Source organism: Halorubrum sp. SD626R (assembly GCF_001261915.1).
Taxonomy (GTDB): Archaea; Halobacteriota; Halobacteria; order Halobacteriales; family Haloferacaceae; genus Halorubrum.
In genome coordinates this window covers 1-17,854 of record NZ_CVRT01000123.1, presented here as the reverse complement: position 1 = coordinate 17,854, position 17,854 = coordinate 1, and the positions used below count along the sequence as shown (strand labels likewise).

General features: G+C 71.0%; 19 protein-coding genes. 5 read left to right on the top strand and 14 right to left on the bottom strand.

Annotation, left to right across the window (positions count from 1 at the left end; genetic code table 11):
- Positions 1-156: 156 nt before the first annotated feature.
- From SD626R_RS12830 to SD626R_RS12805, 6 genes are all read right to left on the bottom strand, one after another.
- Entirely contained in the window at positions 157-597 is a 441-nt protein-coding gene (locus SD626R_RS12830) for a DUF5788 family protein (protein WP_092566740.1), read from the bottom strand.
- A 117-nt stretch (positions 598-714) separates the two neighbouring features.
- Entirely contained in the window at positions 715-1,836 is a 1,122-nt protein-coding gene (locus tag SD626R_RS12825) for a PAS domain-containing sensor histidine kinase (protein WP_092566739.1), read from the bottom strand.
- A gap of 475 nt (positions 1,837-2,311) precedes the next feature.
- Positions 2,312-3,493 (bottom strand): NAD(P)/FAD-dependent oxidoreductase, encoded by a 1,182-nt coding sequence (locus SD626R_RS12820; RefSeq protein ID WP_092566738.1) that lies wholly within the window; start codon positions 3,491-3,493, stop codon positions 2,312-2,314.
- A gap of 80 nt (positions 3,494-3,573) precedes the next feature.
- On the bottom strand, positions 3,574-4,428 hold the full coding sequence (locus SD626R_RS12815) for a nucleoside phosphorylase (RefSeq protein WP_092566737.1): 855 nt from the start codon (positions 4,426-4,428) through the stop codon (positions 3,574-3,576).
- Positions 4,429-4,543: 115 nt separating this feature from the next.
- Entirely contained in the window at positions 4,544-4,945 is a 402-nt protein-coding gene (cdd, locus tag SD626R_RS12810) for a cytidine deaminase (RefSeq protein ID WP_092566736.1), read from the bottom strand.
- Positions 4,946-5,041: 96 nt separating this feature from the next.
- The gene (locus SD626R_RS12805) at positions 5,042-5,632 is read right to left on the bottom strand and encodes a GNAT family N-acetyltransferase (protein ID WP_092566735.1); all 591 of its coding nucleotides are present in this window, start codon (positions 5,630-5,632) and stop codon (positions 5,042-5,044) included.
- 158 nt (positions 5,633-5,790) lie between these two features.
- On the opposite strand from SD626R_RS12805, the gene SD626R_RS12800 reads away from it, so the two are divergent.
- On the top strand, positions 5,791-6,642 hold the full coding sequence (locus tag SD626R_RS12800; RefSeq protein ID WP_092566734.1) for an SDR family oxidoreductase: 852 nt from the start codon (positions 5,791-5,793) through the stop codon (positions 6,640-6,642).
- A 49-nt stretch (positions 6,643-6,691) separates the two neighbouring features.
- Here the strand turns inward: SD626R_RS12800 and SD626R_RS12795 are convergent, their stop codons facing one another.
- Positions 6,692-7,918, bottom strand: coding sequence for a pyridoxal-phosphate dependent enzyme (locus SD626R_RS12795; protein ID WP_092566733.1), 1,227 nt, complete (start codon positions 7,916-7,918; stop codon positions 6,692-6,694).
- Positions 7,919-8,141: 223 nt separating this feature from the next.
- Between SD626R_RS12795 and SD626R_RS12790 the strand changes: the two genes are divergently transcribed.
- Entirely contained in the window at positions 8,142-9,455 is a 1,314-nt protein-coding gene (locus SD626R_RS12790) for an NAD(P)/FAD-dependent oxidoreductase (protein WP_092566732.1), read from the top strand.
- A 25-nt stretch (positions 9,456-9,480) separates the two neighbouring features.
- Here the strand turns inward: SD626R_RS12790 and SD626R_RS12785 are convergent, their stop codons facing one another.
- The 3 genes from SD626R_RS12785 to SD626R_RS12775 all read right to left on the bottom strand — a co-directional run bounded on the left by SD626R_RS12785 (position 9,481) and on the right by SD626R_RS12775 (position 12,262).
- The gene (locus tag SD626R_RS12785) at positions 9,481-10,650 is read right to left on the bottom strand and encodes a thiamine pyrophosphate-dependent dehydrogenase E1 component subunit alpha (protein WP_092566731.1); all 1,170 of its coding nucleotides are present in this window, start codon (positions 10,648-10,650) and stop codon (positions 9,481-9,483) included.
- A gap of 22 nt (positions 10,651-10,672) precedes the next feature.
- Positions 10,673-11,155: a hypothetical protein gene (locus SD626R_RS12780; protein WP_092566730.1), complete on the bottom strand. Its 483-nt coding sequence runs from the start codon at positions 11,153-11,155 to the stop codon at positions 10,673-10,675.
- Between the two features lie 66 nt (positions 11,156-11,221).
- Positions 11,222-12,262, bottom strand: a complete 1,041-nt coding sequence (locus tag SD626R_RS12775; protein WP_092566729.1) for an NAD(P)-dependent alcohol dehydrogenase — start codon at positions 12,260-12,262, stop codon at positions 11,222-11,224.
- Positions 12,263-12,418: 156 nt separating this feature from the next.
- Between SD626R_RS12775 and SD626R_RS12770 the strand changes: the two genes are divergently transcribed.
- Positions 12,419-13,480 (top strand): amidohydrolase family protein, encoded by a 1,062-nt coding sequence (locus tag SD626R_RS12770; protein ID WP_092566728.1) that lies wholly within the window; start codon positions 12,419-12,421, stop codon positions 13,478-13,480.
- Entirely contained in the window at positions 13,480-14,382 is a 903-nt protein-coding gene (locus tag SD626R_RS12765; RefSeq protein WP_092566727.1) for an iron-sulfur cluster assembly protein, read from the top strand. Before SD626R_RS12770 ends, SD626R_RS12765 begins: the two co-directional genes overlap by 1 nt.
- Before the next feature lie 14 nt (positions 14,383-14,396).
- Here SD626R_RS12765 and SD626R_RS12760 read toward each other — a convergent pair whose 3' ends face one another.
- The 4 genes from SD626R_RS12760 to SD626R_RS12745 form a co-directional block, all read right to left on the bottom strand.
- Entirely contained in the window at positions 14,397-14,594 is a 198-nt protein-coding gene (locus SD626R_RS12760; RefSeq protein ID WP_092566726.1) for a hypothetical protein, read from the bottom strand.
- A 32-nt stretch (positions 14,595-14,626) separates the two neighbouring features.
- Positions 14,627-15,382 (bottom strand): metallophosphoesterase, encoded by a 756-nt coding sequence (locus tag SD626R_RS12755; protein ID WP_092566725.1) that lies wholly within the window; start codon positions 15,380-15,382, stop codon positions 14,627-14,629.
- Positions 15,379-16,095 carry a J domain-containing protein gene (locus tag SD626R_RS12750; RefSeq protein WP_092566724.1) on the bottom strand — a complete coding sequence of 239 codons (717 nt, stop codon included), beginning with the start codon at positions 16,093-16,095 and terminating at the stop codon, positions 15,379-15,381. The genes SD626R_RS12755 and SD626R_RS12750 overlap by 4 nt, the downstream gene beginning before the upstream one ends.
- A gap of 105 nt (positions 16,096-16,200) precedes the next feature.
- Complete coding sequence (locus SD626R_RS12745) at positions 16,201-16,458, bottom strand: MTH865 family protein (protein ID WP_092566723.1); 258 nt, start codon at positions 16,456-16,458, stop codon at positions 16,201-16,203.
- Between the two features lie 178 nt (positions 16,459-16,636).
- Here SD626R_RS12745 and SD626R_RS12740 point away from each other — a divergent pair, with 178 nt between their 5' ends.
- Positions 16,637-17,689: a M42 family metallopeptidase gene (locus SD626R_RS12740; protein WP_092566722.1), complete on the top strand. Its 1,053-nt coding sequence runs from the start codon at positions 16,637-16,639 to the stop codon at positions 17,687-17,689.
- Positions 17,690-17,854: the final 165 nt, after the last annotated feature.

Genomic DNA, 17,854 nt, shown 5'->3' with positions numbered 1-17,854 from the left:
GTACCGGGCCGTGTTGCGCGCGCTCCACGAGCGGCCGTATCTCGACGGGGACATCGAGTCGGACGCGATGGGCACCGAGGCGGGATCGGGGATGCTCCGGTACGCGGGGCGGTACTACGACTACCGACTCAGGTTCGGTCGGGCGACCGATCCGAGTTAAAATCGAGTTCGACCGCCGCCGGCGTCCTCGCGGCCCAGCGCCTTCTTTAAGAAGTTCATCCACCGCTTGCGGTCGGCCGTCTCCTGCCGCCTCGCCTCCGTCTCCGGGTCGGCCGCGTCGAGCCCCTCGAGCGCCTCGAGCGCGCGGTCGATCCCGATTATCGAGGCCGCGAGCGCCTCGCCCTCCGCGTAGCTCACCTCGTTGTCTTCGATCGGCTCCAGCCGTTCGAGCCGCTCGCGCCGGAGATTCCGCTTCGCCTGCTCGACTCGCTCGCGCTCTCCCGGAGGGACCGAGTCGCGGCGCTTGATCTCGAAGACGAACGATCGGAGGTCGATCGGCTCGCCCTGGACCTCGATCTCCTCGGGGATGTCCGCGCCCACCGTCGCGGCCTCGCGGTTGACGCGTTCGAGGAGCCCCTTTCGCTCGTACTCCTTCACGCCAGACGCGTAGGGGTGGCGGGTACTTTCGTCCTTCGTCTCACCCGCTCGAATCGACCCGCCTGCTGGCACCGTCGTTCGGATCGTCTCATCGCCCGTCACCTCGCCCGTCGTCCGTCATCTCGTCTCATCGCCCGTCACCCCGTGCGGGCTGTCTCTAGCGGGGAGGTACAGCCGAACGAGGTTTCCCCGCGGTTCTCGGCGCTCGAATGCCAGCTCGCCGCCGATCGACTCGATGCACCACTTCATCACGAACAGACCGACGCCGGTTCCGTGGCGCGTGCTCGTCAGGTCGGCGAACTCGTCGAGTGCGTCGATTTCTGTCTGCGGAATGGGCGGATTCCGGTCGGCGACGCGTATCTCCACCCGCCCGGTGTTGGGCGAGGGACCCACGGTCACCTCGACGACCGGGTCGGAGCCGTCACCGTGTCGGATGGCGTTCTCGATCGCGTGGCGGAGCGCGTGATCGAAGGCGGCGTCCACGTGCACCCACATCGACCGGCGCTCTTCCACCCGGACGGTCGCGTTCGGATACGTCGAGTCGAGTGCGGCGACGACGTCCCTGACGGCCTCGGTCGCCGCCCGGTGTGACCGGTCCGTCTTCGACTGCACCGCGGCCTGCTGGATCTCCTTGACCGACGTCGCGACCGTGCCGAGGTCCATCGCGGTCGAGCGAACGGACGCAGCGGCGTCGCGAACGTGCCTACGCGTCTCCTCGTCTGCGATCCGGCGGTCTTCGTCCGCGATTCGACAGCCGTCGGTCGCAGCCGCCAGACGTATCTGCTCTGCGTAGCCGACGATCTTGTTCGTCTCGTTTCGGAGGTTGTGACGGAGGACGCGCCAGAACAGCGTCTCCCGACGGCTCGCGGTGTAGTAGTCGGTGATGTCTCGGATCTCGGCGAGTGCGCGCGCGTCGCCGTCGGAGCCTCGCTGCGTGAGCGACACGCTGGTCCAGACCAGTTCGCCGTCTGCCCGTTTGACCCGCCACGTGAACCGCTGCGGTTCGCCTTCGACGGCGGTGCGGAGCCGTTCGGCGAAATCCTCCGCCGAAAAGCCGTACGTGTTAGCGGTGTATCGCTCGACTGGCATGCCGCGCAGGTCGCAGACCGTGTAGCCGAGAAGCGCCTCCAGCCGGTCGTTCGCGTCTCGGATGGTCGCGTCGTCGACATCGTACAGCGCGATCCCGACGCGGAGCCGATCGAACGCCGCGGGCAACGTGGCTGCCGTTTGTGAAACCATGCGGCTATCGGATGTCGCGACGGAACGAGATATGGCTCTTGCTAAGAGCGATATATATCACTCCAGACAGCACCATTCGAGAACAGACGGAGCGCAAGCCTCGCGAGCGCGACGGCGGAAACACAGAGCGCGGAGAGAACACAGCGTCGAGACTCCACCGCGTCGAGGCCCCACAGCGGCGAGGCCACAGAGCGTCGACGTTAACCCGCCCGCGCCACAACCGAGAGGCATGGAGTCGCTCGAAGCACAACCCGCGACGGCGCGCGACCGCGCCCCCGACGAGCCCGCCGAACACTGACCGCTCGCCGTCGACGCCGGCTCTCCTCCCTTTCTTTTCCTCTCTTCCGCCTCAGCCGTCGAGAGCCAGACTCCACCGAGAGCGCGAACCCGACCGAGGGTCGGAGCACCGTCGCTGTCGAGTCCGAACCTTGCGGAGCCGCGAAAAGCCGCTTCGACCGCGTCGTGCGTACCGATCCTACATGTCGCCGAACGCGCTCACGCCGCGCCCGGTCGAGGAGACCTTCGCGATCCACCGCACCGCGATGGACTTCTTCAGGAGCTTCGCCGGGGTGCCGCCGAACGTCTTGATCGGCATCCCAATCACGTCGTGGGCGACCGCCTCCTCGCCGACCGAGATGACGGTCCCCTTGTCCTTGTGCTCCCACGACTGGAGCGGCGCGCCGCGGGCGGCCCGCGCGAGGTTCTCGCCGGCGACCTCGGCGGCCTGCCAGGCGGCCTGCGCGGTCGGCGGCGCCACGTCGCCGTCGCCCTGCTCGACGAGGGCGGTGTCGCCGATGGCGAACACGCGGTCGTCGCTGGTGGCGAAGTCGGCGGCGGCGTGGACGCGGTTCGAGCGCTCGTCCTTCTCGACCTCGACGCTCTCCAGCTCCGGCTGCCCCGTGATGCCGCCGGTCCAGACCAGCACGTCGTGGGGGAGCTCCTCGGGTTCCTCCTCGTCGCCGCCGCCGAGGTAGACCTCGTCCTCGTCGGCCTCCGAGATAAAGTCGCCCGTCAGGATCTCCACGTCGGCGTCCTCCAGCCGCTGGCGGAGCGCGCCCTGGAGCTGCGGGTCGTTGCCGGGGAAGACCTCGTCGAGCCCCTCGACGAGCGTGATCTCTATCGGCGCGCGGTGCTTGTCGCGGTACTCCGCGATCTCGCCCGCGGTCTGGATGCCGGAGAGCCCGGCGCCGCCGACGATGACCTCGACGGGGTCGGAGCGGGTCGCGTCGGCCGCGGCCGACCGCACGTCCTCGTGGATCGCCTTCGCGTCGTCGAGGCTCTTGAGCTGGTGGGCGTGCTCTTTCAGCCCGTCGATGCCGAAGAAGGCGGTCGTGGAGCCGACGCCGAGGAGGAGGTAGTCGTAGTCGACGGTCGTCCCGTCGTCGGTCTCGACGACGCGCTCGTCGGTGTCGACGTCGACGACGCGGCCCTGCACGAACTCCGACTCGGGCGACTTGATCTCGTCGACGGGGATCGTGATCTTGTCCGCGACCGCGGGGTTGCGGATGGCGCGGTGGACCTCGTGAAGGACGAGGTGGTAGTCGTGTTCCGAGATCCACGTGAGCTCCGCCTCGCCCTCCCCGACCTCGTCTTCGAACGCCTTCACCGCCCCTGCGCCGGCGTACCCGGAGCCGACGACGACGACCTGAGTGCTCATGTCTGTCGCTCCGCGGTGCGCGGGTAAAGTCGCTTTGGAACGTCCGTGACGGCGGCGGAGACCGGCGGACTGCCCCCGGTCTACAGCGAGAGCCCGGCGTGCCAGCGGTCGGCGCCGGCCTCCCGCTTGACCGCGTCCATGCGCCCGAGGAGCTTCACGGCGAGGCTCGCGGTCTCCGCCGCCCGCGACTCGCCCTCGGTCCGGAACTCGCCGGTGACCCGGTTCGCGTACACCGAGCAGACCGCGCCGGCTCGGAGCCCGTACACGTTCGCGATCGTGAGGATCGCCGACGCCTCCATCTCGATGTTCTTCACGTTCGCCTCCCGCAGCTCCGCGACCAACTCGTCGGAGCCGGCCGCCTCGAACCCCTCGAAGCCGGGGCGGCCCTGCCCGGCGTAGAAGGAGTCGGCGCTCATCGTCACGCCGGTGTGGTAGTCGTACCCCAACCGCTCCGCGGCGGCGACGAGCGCCGAGACGACCTCGCCGTCGGCGGCGGCCGGGTAGTCCTCGCGGACGTACTCGTCGCTCGTCCCCTCCTGCCGGACCGCGCCGGTCGTGATGACGAGGTCCCCCACGTCCATCCCGGGCTGGATCGCGCCGCAGGAGCCGACCCGGATGAACGTGTCGACGTCGGCCCGGGCGAGCTCCTCCACGGCGATGGCGGCCGACGGGGAGCCGATCCCCGTCGACGTGACGGAGATCGGCGCGCCGTCGTACGTCCCCGTCGCGGTGCGGTACTCGCGGTGGTGCGCGACCTCGTCGTGATCGTCCCACAGCGGCGTGACCTTGTCGACGCGCTCCGGGTTCCCGGGGAGGAGCACGGCGTCCGCGACGTCGTCGGGCCCGACCTCGACGTGGTAGCCGACCTCGTCGTTGGGGTCCTCGCTGTCGCCGCTCGCGGCCTCGTCGGCGGTGGTCTCGCTCTCGTCGCTCATGTCCCCGCCCTTCGGCGAGCCGTTTAAAAGGAGTTCCGTCTCGGGGTCCCCGGCGGGCGGCTCCCGGTCCTCCCGACCGGCGGCTCTCGGGGTCCCGAGCGTCCCGTCCGCGCCCTCAGACCTCGCTCGCGTCGTCGAGCGTCCCCTCGGAGATGGTGTTCGGGAGCAGCTCGCCGAGCGTGTACTCGCTGGTCTCGCCGTCGCCCTCGTCGCAGACGACGACGAGGTCGTCGGCCGCGAACTCCGCGAGCGTCTGCCGGCACATCCCGCAGGGGGTGACGCCGTCGCGGACGCCGGAGGCGACGGCGATGCGGTCGAACTCGCGGTGGCCGTTCTTCACCGCCTCCGCGAGCGCGACCTCCTCGGCGTGGAGGCTGTTGGAGTAGTTCGCGTTCTCGATGTTACAGCCCGTGTAGACGGTGCCGTCGGCGGTCCGGAGCGCGGCGCCGACGCGGTAGTCGGAGTACGGGACGTGCGCGTCGTCGAGCGCGTCGCGCGCGGCCTCGATCAGGTCCATACCCGGTCGTCGGTCGGCGGAGCGATAAGCGCCGGGGTCGCGGTCGGCGGGGCGCCGCGAGGTCGGGTCGCGGCCGGCGGTCCGTTCCTCCGTATCCTACCGCCCGGTGTCGTACTTGTACGTCGCCGACTCGGGGTCGATCCCGAAGTCCTCCGCCGACTCGGTCGTCTCGTCTTCGGCGGCCGCCGCCGGCTCGGCCTTCTTGAACGCCTCGCGGAACCGGTCGGGCATCTCGAACTCGTCGACCGGGAGCCGCAGGCCGACGACGCCCCCGCCGAGGAACTCGCGCTTCTCGTCGAGCCGGTCGGAGAGCGCCGGCGGGAGCTCGTCGGTGTCGACCTCGTCGAAGCCGAACTGGGTCAGGTAGTCGGGCTGGTCGGTGAGCACGTACACCGCGTCGAACCCGTCCGCCGCCGCGGTGTCGACGAGGCGCTCGACCACGTGCGCGCCGACGCCCCGGCCGCGCCACTCGGGGAGCACGCCGATCCCGGTGAGCTCGATCCGGTTCTCCTCGCCCTCGTCGCCGCGGTGCAGGCGCAGCCGGCCGAACCCGGCCCGGTCGCCCGACTCCTGGTCGACCGCGATCACGTAGTCCCGTGACCGGAAGGCGACGTCGTCGAGCCCGAGCCGCTCGATCGCGTCCAGTAACCACGCCTCGTCACGGTTCTTGGCGTCGCGGACGTACATGTCCGCACGTACGCGGGCCGACGTAAAAACGGTTCCCTGGGGCGAGCGGCTCCGGCCGCGGTCCGCCTCCCGCGGCAGACCCCGCGCCGACCCGCTCGGGAGCCTCGAACCCCGGCTTCGACACCGGGAATTATACGCCGGTCGGCCGGATCGGAGCCATGGCACGCGCGGCTCCCGACCTCTCGGGCTCGACGGCGTTCATCACCGGAACCACCCGCGGCATCGGCAAGCGGATCGCGCTCGCGCTCGCCGACCGCGGCTGCAACGTCGTCTCGACGGGGAAGACGACCGACGACGACGACACCGAGCTGGAGGGGTCGATCGAGCAGACGGCCCGCGAGGTGCGCGAGCGCGGGCCGGAGGCGCTCGCGCTCGAACTCGACCTCCGCGACGAGGGGCGCGTCGAGGCGGTCGTCGAGGAGGCGATCGACCGCTTCGGCGAGGTGGACATCGTGATCAACAACGCGAGCGCGATCCAGCTGGCGGATATCGCCGACCTGCCGGCCGACCGCTTCGATCTCCTGACCGACGTGAACGTCCGCGGGACCCACCTCGTCGCGCACGCGTTCGCCGACCACCTCGCGGGGCTCGACGGGGCGTGGCTGCTGACGAACGCGCCACCGGTCACGACCGACCGCGCGCCGGGGAAGGCGCCGTACGCGTGGTCGAAGCTCGGGATGTCGTTCGTCACGCTCTCGCTCGCCGAGGAGCTGGCCGGCGACGATGTGGGCTGTAACACGTTCTGGCCGGTGACGACGATCGACACCCGCGCGACCCGCTACTTCGGGCTCGGGACCGAGGACGACTGGCGCACCCCCGAGGTCGTCTCCGACGCGGTGCTCGAGATCCTCGCGCGCGACCCCGCGGAGTGCACGGGCGAGAGCTTCTACGACGAGGCGCTGCTCCGGGAGGCGGGCGTCACCGACTTCTCCGCGTACAACCTCACCGAGGGCGACCCGGCGCCGATGTCGGCGCGGCTGTTCGACCCGTCGTTCGAACGCGAGGCCTGACCGCGCGCCGGCGTCGGCGTCGGGGAATGCGGTCGACGGCGACCGCGGGTCAGATCCCCTGGCCCATCAGGTGGCTGCGGAGCACGTCCGGCGTCTTGAGCCCGGCGTCGCTGTTGATCAGGACGACCGTCTCGCCGCCGTCGAAAAAGCCCTCCTCCTTGAGCGCCCACGCGCCGGCCGGAGCGGCGCCGCCGGTGGCGCCCATCTCCATCACCTCGTTCTGCGCGACGGCGACCGCGCTCGCGAGCACGTCCTCGTCCTCGACGCCCACGGCGGTCCCGCCGCTCTCCGTGACCGCCTCGACCGCGGCCGCGCCGCCCGCGGGGTCTGCGATCTCCAGCTCGCCGCAGATGGTGTCGGGCGTCTCCCACGGCTCCGGCTCGTCGAGGCCGCGCTCGACCGCGGCCGCGATCGGCGCGCAGCCCGCCGCCTGCGCGGCGACGATCCGCGGGACCGCGTCGATCGCGCCGACCCGCTCCAGCTCGCTGAACCCCTTGTACACGCCCGCGACGACTTCGCCGGATCCGGTCGGGACGACGACGACGTCCGGCGCCGCGCCGAGGTCGGCGACCAGCTCGAACGCGAGCGTCTTGACGCCGTCGTGGCGGTACGGCGTCGCGAACTCGCCGAGGTCGGTGTACTCCGTCTCCAGCTGCTCGTCGACCGCCGCGGCCGCGTCGGGGAACCGGCCGCCGACCACGCGCATGTCGCCGCCGTGGACGTTCGTCATCGCCTTGTTCGAGAAGGCGCACCGCGAGGGGACGAAGGAGTACGAGCGCAGGTCCGCCCGGCCCGCGTACGCCGCCATCGACTGCCCGGCGTTCCCCGGGCTCGCGCACGCGAGCGGCTCGACGTCCTGCCCGTCGGCCGCCCGCGCCCCGACCGCGGTCAGCGCGACCGAGAGCCCGCGGTCGAGCACGGTGCCCGTCGGATTGCGCCCCTCGTCTTTGACGTACACCGACTCCACGTCCAGCTCGTCGGCGAGCCGCTCCGTCGGGACGAGCGGCGTGGCGCCCTCGCCCGCCGAGATGGCGGTCTCGGCCGGGAACGGGAGCAGCGCGTCGAAGCGCCAGTGGCCGCGTCCCGTCCCCGCCGGGCCGTCTCGCGGCCCCGCCAGCAGCGCCTCCGGATCGACCGCGTCGTAGTCGTAGGCGGGGTCGAGCCCCCGCGCCTGTTCCTCCGGCGACACCGCCGTCGGGTCGGCCGTCTCGTGGACGCGCCCCGACGCGCGACTCTCCAGCCCGCGGAACGCCGTCGTCGTCTCCGTCAGCTCCATACGAACCCTTGCGGCGGCGGCGACTAATCGCTTCTCACTCGGCCTCGAACCGTGGCCGAAGAGCTACCTGACCGGTGCGGTGGCGCGAGGTGCACGCGTGAGGGAGTCGCTGGCGCCGTCGGCGCCAGCGACGCGGCTGGGGCTTTGGAGGTGTTCACCGCAGAGAAATCGGTCACGTATCCGTCATCGATCGCTTATAAACCCACAACTCGATACCTCACGTATGACCGGAGACGTTACCGTCGTCGGCGGCGGGCTCGCGGGCCTCGTCGCGGCGAGCCGGCTCGCCGAGGCGGGCGCGGACGTGACGCTGTACGAGCGACGGCCCGAGGTCGGCGGTCGCGAGCGGACCGAGACCGTCGACGGCTTCACGCTCGACCGCGGCTTCCAGGTGCTGTTCACGAGCTACCCGGCAGTCGCGGCCGAGCTCGACGCCGACGCCCTCGACGTCCGGCGCTTCGCCCCGGGCGCGACGATCTGCCGGCCGGGGTCGCGCTCGACGCTCTCGGACCCGCTCCGCGACCCCCGCGGGGCGATCCCGTCGCTCTTGAACGACGAGGTCTCGTTCTCCGACAAGCTCCGGACGCTCGCGCTCCGGTACGACCTCTCGAAGCGCGACGAGGACGACTTCTTCGCCGGCCGAGACATCCCCATCCGCGAGTATCTCCATAACTGGGGGTTCGCCGACGACTACGTCGAGCACTTCGTTGAGCCGTTCTACGGCGGGATCACGCTCGATCGGGGCCTCTCGACCTCGAAGCAGGTGTTCGAGTACACGTTCCGGGCGATGAGCCGCGGCGCCATCGGCGTCCCCGCCGAGGGGATGAGTGCGATCCCCGAGGCGCTCGCCGCCCGCGCCCGCGAGGCCGGTGTCGACGTCGAGACCGGGGAGGATGTGGAGTCGGTCCGGACCGCGGGTCAGCGGCGGATCCCCTTCCGCACGGGAAGCGGCGACGCCGCGGGCGCCACCGTCGAGCTCGCGGACGGCTCGACGCGCGAGGCCGACGCGGTCGTCGTCGCGGCGACCCCGCCCGAGGCCCGGCGCCTCACGGGCGTCGAGTCGATCCCGACCGAGGGCGTGCCGAACGTGACGGGGTGGTACGCGCTCCCGGCGGGCGAGTCGTTCGAGACCGGCGGGCGCATCCTGCTCAACGCCGCGAGCGAGTCGCCGAACGCCGTGGTCCCGATGTCGGAGGTCGCGCCCGAGTACGCGCCGGACGACCGCGCGCTGCTCGCGGCGACGTTCCTCGGCGAGGCGTCGCTGGACCGGCCCGCCGACGCGCTCCGCGACGACGTCCGGGACGCGCTGGCGGCGTGGTATCCCGACCGCGGCTTCGGGGGACTAGAGACGCTCGACGTCCACCGGATCCGGTTCGCACAGTTCGCGCAGCCGCCGGGCGTCCACGCCGATCTTCCGGACCCCGACGACCCCGAAGGGCCGGTCGTCCTCGCCGGCGACTACACCGAGTGGTCGTCGATCCAGGGCGCGCTGGAGAGCGGGCGGACGGCGGCCGCCGCGGCGGGCGAGTACCTGTAGCCGTCGCGGAACGCTCTCCGAGCGCCTACTCCTCCCGCAGGAACGACGCCTCCCCGTGCTCGTCGACCGCCGCGAGCAGCTCCTCGCGCTGCCGGCGGAGCTCGGGCGGGAGTTCGGCGTACGCGTGGTCGAACATGTCGCTCGGGTCGGCCTCGATCGACTCCGCGAAGTCGATCGCGTCGGCGACGACCTCGTCGGCCTCTTCGTGAATCGCCTCGACCCCCGCGTCGTCGATCCGCCCGGTCTCCCGGAGGAACGCCTCCATGCGATCGAGCGGGTCGAGCGCGCGCCACGGCTCCACGTCGTCGGGGTCGCGGTAGGCGGTCGGGTCGTCGGCGGTGGTGTGCGCGCCGAATCGGTACTCGACGAACTCGATGAGGACCGGGCGGGGGTCGTCGCCGTCCGACTCTCCCCGCGCCCGCTCGGCCGCCTCCCGCGTGACCGCGTAGCTCGCGAGGGGGTCCATCCCGTCGACGCGGACGCCCTCGAACCCGTAGGCGGCCGCCTTTTGCGCGAAGGTGTCGCTCGCGGTCTGTCGCGACTCGGGGATCGAGATGGCCCAGCCGTTGTTGTGACAGCAGAACAGCGTCGGCGCGTCGAAGACGCCGGCGAAGTTCATCGCCTCGTGGAAGTCGCCCTCGCTGGTCGCGCCGTCGCCGAAGTGCGCGACCGAGATCCGGTCCTCGTCCCGGTAGTCGAACGCCCACGCGGCGCCGACCGCGTGTGGGAGGTGCGCCGCGATCCCGATATTGAGGGGAAAGACGTTGCCCTCGGCGATCGCCTCGGTCCCCGACTCGTGACCCATCCAGTAGGGGAGGTACTCCGAGAGCAGGTCGCGGACGACGACCGCGCCGTGCTCGCGGTACTGGTAGCTGATCAGGTCGCGGTCGGCGAGCGCGTGGGTCGACCCGACCGCCGACCCCTCCTGTCCGGCGCAGGGCGCGTACGTCCCGATCCGGCCCTGTCGCTGGAGGCTCACCGCGCGCTCGTCGAACCGGCGGGTGGTGACCAGGTCGCGGTAGATCTCGCGGAACCGCTCGTCGGAGAGGTCCGGGAGCGTCGCGTCCGGCAGCGGACTCCCGTCCGGCCCGAGCACCCTGAAGACGTCCGCGTCCGCGAGCGGATCGGTCGCGTCCTCGCGCCCGGGCGCGGCGGCCTCTGCCGGCGCGTTCGCGCCGGTGCCGTTCTCGTCCATACGCGATCGGTGTGCGCGCCGATCACAAGGAGTTAGCGGTCGCGGCGGCCCCCGATCGTTCCCGGCTCCGCCGGCGGACGTACGTGATCGGGAGGCCGACGAGGACGCCCGCGACGGCGACGGCGCCGAGCACGAACCCGACGAGCAGCGGCACGGGGCCGGCCACGAGCATCTCCGGCCCCCAGACGAGGACGAACCGAGCGGTCCAGAGGCCTCCCGTGACGAGCGCGGTAAAAAGGCCGAACGCGGCCCCCCGGAGGTACGTGACGGTCCCCGACCGTTCCACGATCGCCCACCAGACGCCCGCGCCGGCGACGAGCGCCGGGGCCGCGAGGAGCGGCATCGCGAACGCGGCCGGGAGGCCGATCACCTCCGCGAAGAGGCCGAGCATGCTGGAGAGCGCGAACGCCGTGAGGGTCGCGCAGCCGAACGCGTAGCCGCCGGCGAGCAGCGCCCACCGCCGCGGCGACGAGCGCCTCGATCCGGAGCCGAGCGAATCGTCCATACTCGCCGGTCGCGGGCCCGGGTGAAAGCGTTTGGCGTGGGTGAAACGTCGATTTGAGCTACCGGCTCACGGCGTGATGACGGCGCGCCCGTCGATCTCGCGGTGTTCGAGCTTCTCGGCGACCGTGTTCACCTCGCCGAGGTCGTACCGGCTGGTGTGGAGGTCGACGTCGCCCTGCTCGACGAGTGCGACCAGCTCCTGCAGCTCCGCGTACCGGCCGACGATGTTGCCGACGAAGGAGAACTCGCCGTTCACCAGCGCCTGCGCCGGCTCGTGGACGTGTCCGCCGTAGCCGATGATGTGGTGGTCGCCGCCGGCGGCGGTGATGTCGGGCGCGTACGCCGTGGTGACGTCTTCTCCGACGAAGTCGAGCACCTGCGCGGCCCCCGTCCCGTCGGTGATCCCCTCGATCTCGGCCGCGACGTCCGCCTCGCCCGGGTTGATCAGGTGGTCCGCGCCGTACCCGTCCGCGAGGTTCAGGGCGGACTCCTTCAGGTCGACCGCGGTGATCCGGGCCGCGCTCATCGCGTCGAGGCACTGCAGGCCGATGTGGCCCAGTCCCCCCACGCCGATGACGACCGCGTGGTCGCCCGGGTTCAGGTCGGCGACCGCCTTCTTCGCGGCGTGATACGCCGTGATCCCGGCGTCGGCGTGGGGCGCGATGTCGATCGGCTCGACGCCGGACGGGAGCGGGATCACCGAGCGCTCGCTGGTGTGGAGGTACTCGGCGAAGCCGCCGTCGACCGTGAGGCCGTTGAACGCGTCGTTCTCGCAGTACATCGTCTCGCCGAGCCGGCAGGGACGGCAGGTGCCGCAGGTCTGGACCGGGTGGCAGATCACCGGGTCGCCCTCGGAGACGATGGTGACGTCCTCGCCCGTCTCGACCACCGTGCCGGCGTTCTCGTGCCCGAGAGTCATCGGGAGGTCCTGCGGGACGTACTGCTCCCACATCCCCTCGATGATGTGGTTATCCGTCTGGCACCAGCCCGCGCCCTCGACCTCGACGATCACGTCGCTCGCGCCCGTCGCGTGCGGTCGGTCTACCTCGTCGATCGTGAGTCCCTCTGTCATGTCCTCCGTGTACTCGTGGAGTCTGGCAGCTTGCATGTGTTACACACACACTCGGCCCCCATCATAAACGTTCGTTATGGATACCTAACCGCCCGGCTCCGGCCGACCGCCGCGAAGGGAGTCGGTTGACTAACAGTAAAAATACTGAACGATCCTTATAGTTATGTGTGACCACGCCCCACGCCTACTCGTATGTACGAGATGGACGGCGAGGAGATATTCGTCATCGACGGCCACGTTCACATGTGGGACGCCCGGGAGGAGAACATCATCCACGAGGGGGGCGAGCAGTTCCTCCAGTGTTTCTACGACTACCACACCGGGTTCACGCCCGAAGAGGAGCAGTGGGACATCGACACGTACCGGCATTACGGCGCCGACAAGATGACCGAGGACCTGTTCGGCAACGCGGCCGCCGACATGGCGATCTTCCAGCCAACGTATCTCGACGACTTCTACGACGAGGGGTTCAACACGACCGAGCAGAACGCCGAATTGGCGGAGGAGTACCCCGAGCGGTTCGTCTTGAACGGGAGCTTCGACCCGCGTGACGGCGAGGAGGGCCTGCGCTACCTCGAACACCTCAAGGAGGAGTACGACATCCCCGGCGTGAAGCTGTACACCGCCGAGTGGCGTGACGACTCGAAAGGGTGGCGGCTCGACAGCGACGACGCCTTCGAGTTCTTAGAGAAGTGCGCGGAGCTCGGCATCGAGAACATCAACGCTCACAAGGGGCCGACGATCCGTCCGCTGAACCGCGACGCGTTCGACGTGAAAGACGTCGACGACGCCGCCTCGTCGTTCCCGGAGCTCAACTTCATCGTCAACCACGTCGGGCTCCCGCGGCTCGACGACTTCTGCTGGATCGCGGCCCAGGAGCCGAACGTCTACGGCGGGCTCGCGGTCGCCTCCGCGATGTCGACCCATCGCGAGCGGAAGTTCGGCGAGATCATGGGCGAGCTCCTCTTCTGGCTCGGCGAGGACCGGATCCTGTTCGGCTCCGACTACGCGCTGTGGAACCCCGACTGGCTCGTCGACCAGGTGATGAACGCGGAGCTCACCGACGAGCAGAAAGACGAGTACGGGGTCGAGCTCGACGTCGACACGATGAAGAAGATCATGGGCGAGAACGTGGCGGAGCTGTACGACATCGACATCGAGGAGAAGAAGCGGCAGTTCCGCGACGACGACATCACCGAGCGGTTCGACCTCGGGGCCCACTACGGCGGCGACGCGGGGGCCGCGGCGGACTGATGTCGGGGAGCAGCGCCGACTCGACGGGCGGTCACGCGGGCGAGCGGTCGACCAGTTCCCGGGGCGACCCCCGAGACGTCTCGGCGGTCAGGGAGCGACTCGACCGCGTCGAGGACCCGGAGCTCGCCCGCTCCATCGTCGAGCTCGACTACATCGACGCGATCGAGACCGACGGCGACCGCGTCGAGGTCCGGTTCACCCTCCCGACGGCGTGGTGTTCGCCGGCCTTCGCGTGGATGATGGCGACCGACGCCCGCGACGAGGTCGAGGCGCTCGACTGGGTCCGCGAGGCGCGGATCGAGCTGTGCGACCACATGCACGGCGCGGAGATCACGACCGGCGTCAACGCACGCGACACCTTCGGCGAGACGTTCCCGGACGCCGACGGCGGGGTGGCCGAGGTCCGGGCCGCCATCGCCGACAAGGCTCGCGTCTCCAGACAGCGCGAGGCGGTCCAGACGCTGCTCGACGCCGGCGTCGACCCCGAGCAGGTCGTCTCGCTCGAACGGGCCGACCTGACGGTCGTCGGCGACGAGGCGCACGTCGACCTCGACGGGTTGTCGGTCGTCGTCGACGCCGCGCCGGTCGCCGACTACATCGACCGCGTCGAGACGAGCGGCCACGTGACGGAACCGGACGACACGCTGTTCCTGACGCCGGAGGCCGACCCGATCCCGGCCGACCGGCTGGACGTGGTCCAGAAGCGGTCCCGGCTCGCGAGCGTGAACATGGGCGGCCAGGGCGCCGTCTGCGACGCGCTTCACCGCGCGCGCCACGGGCCCGACGGCCCGGACGGGTCGGGAGCGTCGTACGTCGACAGGTCGGACCCCGACGGGTCGCTCGCGTACGACGGCGACGTCGACGAGTTCACGTCGACGTGGACGCTCGGCACCGACGACTGAGCGGCGTCCCGCCCTCAGCGGATCGGGCCGAGTCCGCCGAGCCCGCCGCCTCCCGACCCGCCGTCCTCTTCGGGCTCGCCGTGGCCCTCCTTCTCCAGTCCGTGTCGGCCGCCCGCGGCCCACTCGTCGCGGTCCCAGCCGCACTCCGGGCACTCGCCCTCGCCCCAGTCGAAGGCCTCGCCGCAGCCGAGGCAGGCGTTCTCCGTGTTCATAGGTCACAGTACTCACGGACCGACAAAAGCGTTCACAACAGCTCGCGGAACTCCCCGAGCGGCGGGAACCGGAGCGCGTCTCCGGTACCGCCCCCATCACCGCCTGCGTCCGGATCGACGACGACCGGAGCCAGCCGGTCCGCGTCGGTGACGAGCGGGGAGTCGAACGCGCCGGTCCCCATGTCGTTGACTGCCACGCCCGGTGCGAGCCGGGTGAACGCGGGCAGCACGAGGAGGTCGGCGCCGCGGTAGACCCCCTCGCCGCGGAGGAAACAGGAGCGGCGGTCGCCCTCGATCTCGATCGTCGGGTGGAGGTGGCCGATCACGTACCGGTCTCCCCTGGCCGACGGCGGCTCGTGGCCGTGACAGACGACGGTACGAGGCGCGTCGGGGTCAGCGCCGTCGCTCGGGCTCTCGGGGCTTGTGCCGAGGACGTACTCCTCGCGCACCGGGCCGTCCCACGCGTTCGCGAGTGCGGTGTCGTGGTTGCCAGCGACGAGTTCGAGGGCGGCGCCGTGTCCCTCGCAGGCGTCGCGGAGCGCGGCCAGCGTCCCGCGGCTCCGGTCGCTGACTCGGTCGAACGTGTGGACGACGTCGCCGGCGACGACGACGGTCGCGGGGTCGAACCGATCTAGGAGCGCAGTCAGGCGATCGACGAGGTCCTCGCGCTCGCCGATCGGGAGCGAGAGCGCGGAGGCCTCTCCCCGACCGACGTGGAGGTCGGCGACGACGAGCGCGTCGTGACGGCCGAGGTACGCCGCGCGCTCGGCGAAGGCGACGCCCGTCACCGCCCGAAGCCCGTCGGGGGATCGGTGCGGTCGGTCCGGGGGTCGGTTCCGTCGGTCCGGGCGGCGGGTCGGTTCCGGCCGCTCTCTTCGCCCGCGCCGCCGGCGTGGTTGCGGGCGGTCGCGTACGCCTCGCGGACGCGCCGGAACGACTCCTCGTCGCCGCCCTGGTCCGGGTGGGTCTCCTTGACGCGCTCCCGGTAGGCGCGCTTCACTTCGTCGGCGTCGGCGTCGCGGTCGACGTCGAGCTCCGCGAACGCCGCGGCGACCGGGTCGCGGCCGCCGCCCTCGGCTGACAGGTCCGGCCCCCAATCGGGCTCGATCACGTCGAACGGGAGGCGACGGCCGAGCCCGCGGCCCGGCATCTCGTGCTCGCAGAGGACGGTGTAGACGCCCTCGCCCTCCAGTCTGAAGTAGTCGTGCGCATCGAACGTGATGGCGACCTCGCGCTCGGGGAGGTAGAAGGGGACGGCCACCTCGCCGAACGCGTGGTCCTCGCGGAACCGCTCGTCGACCGCCGTCAGGTACTCCCGGATCTCCCGGCGTCGTCGCTCGTCGCCCGCGGCGGTCCGGTCGTCGCCGGCCGCGGCGACGCTCGGGGCGACGAACCGGTTGCCGAGGTAGAAGACGAGCGCCGCGAGCGCGGACGCGACGCCGCCGAGCGCGATCCCTACGAGGATCCACGGCGGCACCGCGCTGATGAGCTCGACGACCACGCCCCGGGTAATGGCTCGGCGCGTATCAACCCCTCGCCCGGCCGGCGGTCCGGCGAGCGACGCGCTCCGGATCAGAGCAGACCGGTCGGAAAACCCGGGGCGGCGTCAGATCATCCCTTTCGACTCCAGGCCGTCGAGGATGTCGTCGACGAGCTCCTCGGCGGTGTCGTAGGGGAACTCCTGTTCGCTGCCGAGCTTCGCGGCCAGCTCCATCGCCGTGAGGCTCACGTCGCCGGCCTCGAACCGCGTCGCCGGGCCGTCCGGGAGCGCCGGGACGAGATCCATCTGGTTCTCGACCGGGAAGTCGGCGCCGCCGAACGCGTCCAGGAACTGTTCGCGGAGTTCCGCTCTGACATCACTCATACACTCACTTCCCGCAAGCCGCCGCAAAAGCGTTGCGGACAACGATAAACGAGTTTGCCATTTGTAAGCGACGACGCGGACCCGGTGGTGGAGTGCGAGCGTCGCCGGCCGGGCGCGGGAGCGGCGACGGCCGCGCCGGAACCGGCCCGTCTTTGCCGTCGAGCCACAACGTCCGCCCATGTCGTTCGACTTCGACTTCGACCTGCTCCGAGAGCTGACCGAGGCCCGCGGGGTCCCGGGGTACGAGGACGACGTCCGGGATATCGTGCGCCGCGAGTTCGCGGACACCGCCGACCGGGTCCGCACCGACGCGATGGGGAACGTGGTCGGGACGGTCGAGGGCGACTCGGACTACTCGGTCGCGGTCGCGGCCCACATGGACGAGATCGGCTTCATGATCCGACACGTCACCGACGAGGGGTTCGTGCAGGTCGACCCGCTCGGGGGGTTCGACGCCCGCGTGCTCCGCGCGCAGCGCGTCACCGTTCACGGCGAGGAGGACCTCACCGGCGTCATCGGTTCCGTCCCGCCGCACACGCTCACGGACGAACAGAAGGAGGCCGCCGACGAGGTGAAAGACGTCTTCATCGATCTCGGGCGCGACCCGGAGGCGGTCGAGGAGCTGGTCGGCGTCGGCGACCTCGTCACCCTTGACCAGACGACGACCCGGATGGGCGACCGGGTGACCGGGAAGGCGCTCGACGACCGGGTCTGCGTGTTCGCGATGCTCTCGGCCGCCCGCCGGATCGACGACCCCGACGTGACGATCCACTTCGCGGCGACGGTCCAAGAGGAGGTCGGGCTCCGGGGCGCCAGCGCGCTCGGCGTCGACATCGACCCCGACCTCGCCGTCGCCCTCGACGTCACCGTCGCCAACGACGTCCCTCAGATCGGCGACCCGGCCGACGCCGTGACCGAGCTCGGCGAGGGGACCGCGATCAAGCTCAAGGACTCCTCCGTGATCACCAGCCCGAAGGTCCACGGCCGGCTGACCGACGTGGCCGAGGCGGAGGACATCGCCCACCAGCACGAGGTGCTGCCCGCGGGGGGGACCGACACCGCCGGGTTCCAGAACACGGCCGGCGCGAAGCCCGTCGGCGCCATCTCGATCCCGACGCGGTACCTCCACACCGTCACCGAGACCGCCGACGGCGACGACATCGAAGCGACGATCGACCTGCTGACGGCGTTCCTCGACTCCGAAACCGGCGAGCACGACTACACGTTATAACTCACCGCGGTGGCGCGCGCCTCCGAGCGGCCGCCACCGGCGGCCGCGAAGGGGCGCCGCGCGAGGGAGTCGCAAGCGTAGTGGGCGACCGAAGGGAGCCCCGAGCGAGCGACGAGGCTGGGGAGGCGTGAGGTGCGGTGCGGTGCTGTGCGGGGCGGGAATCGA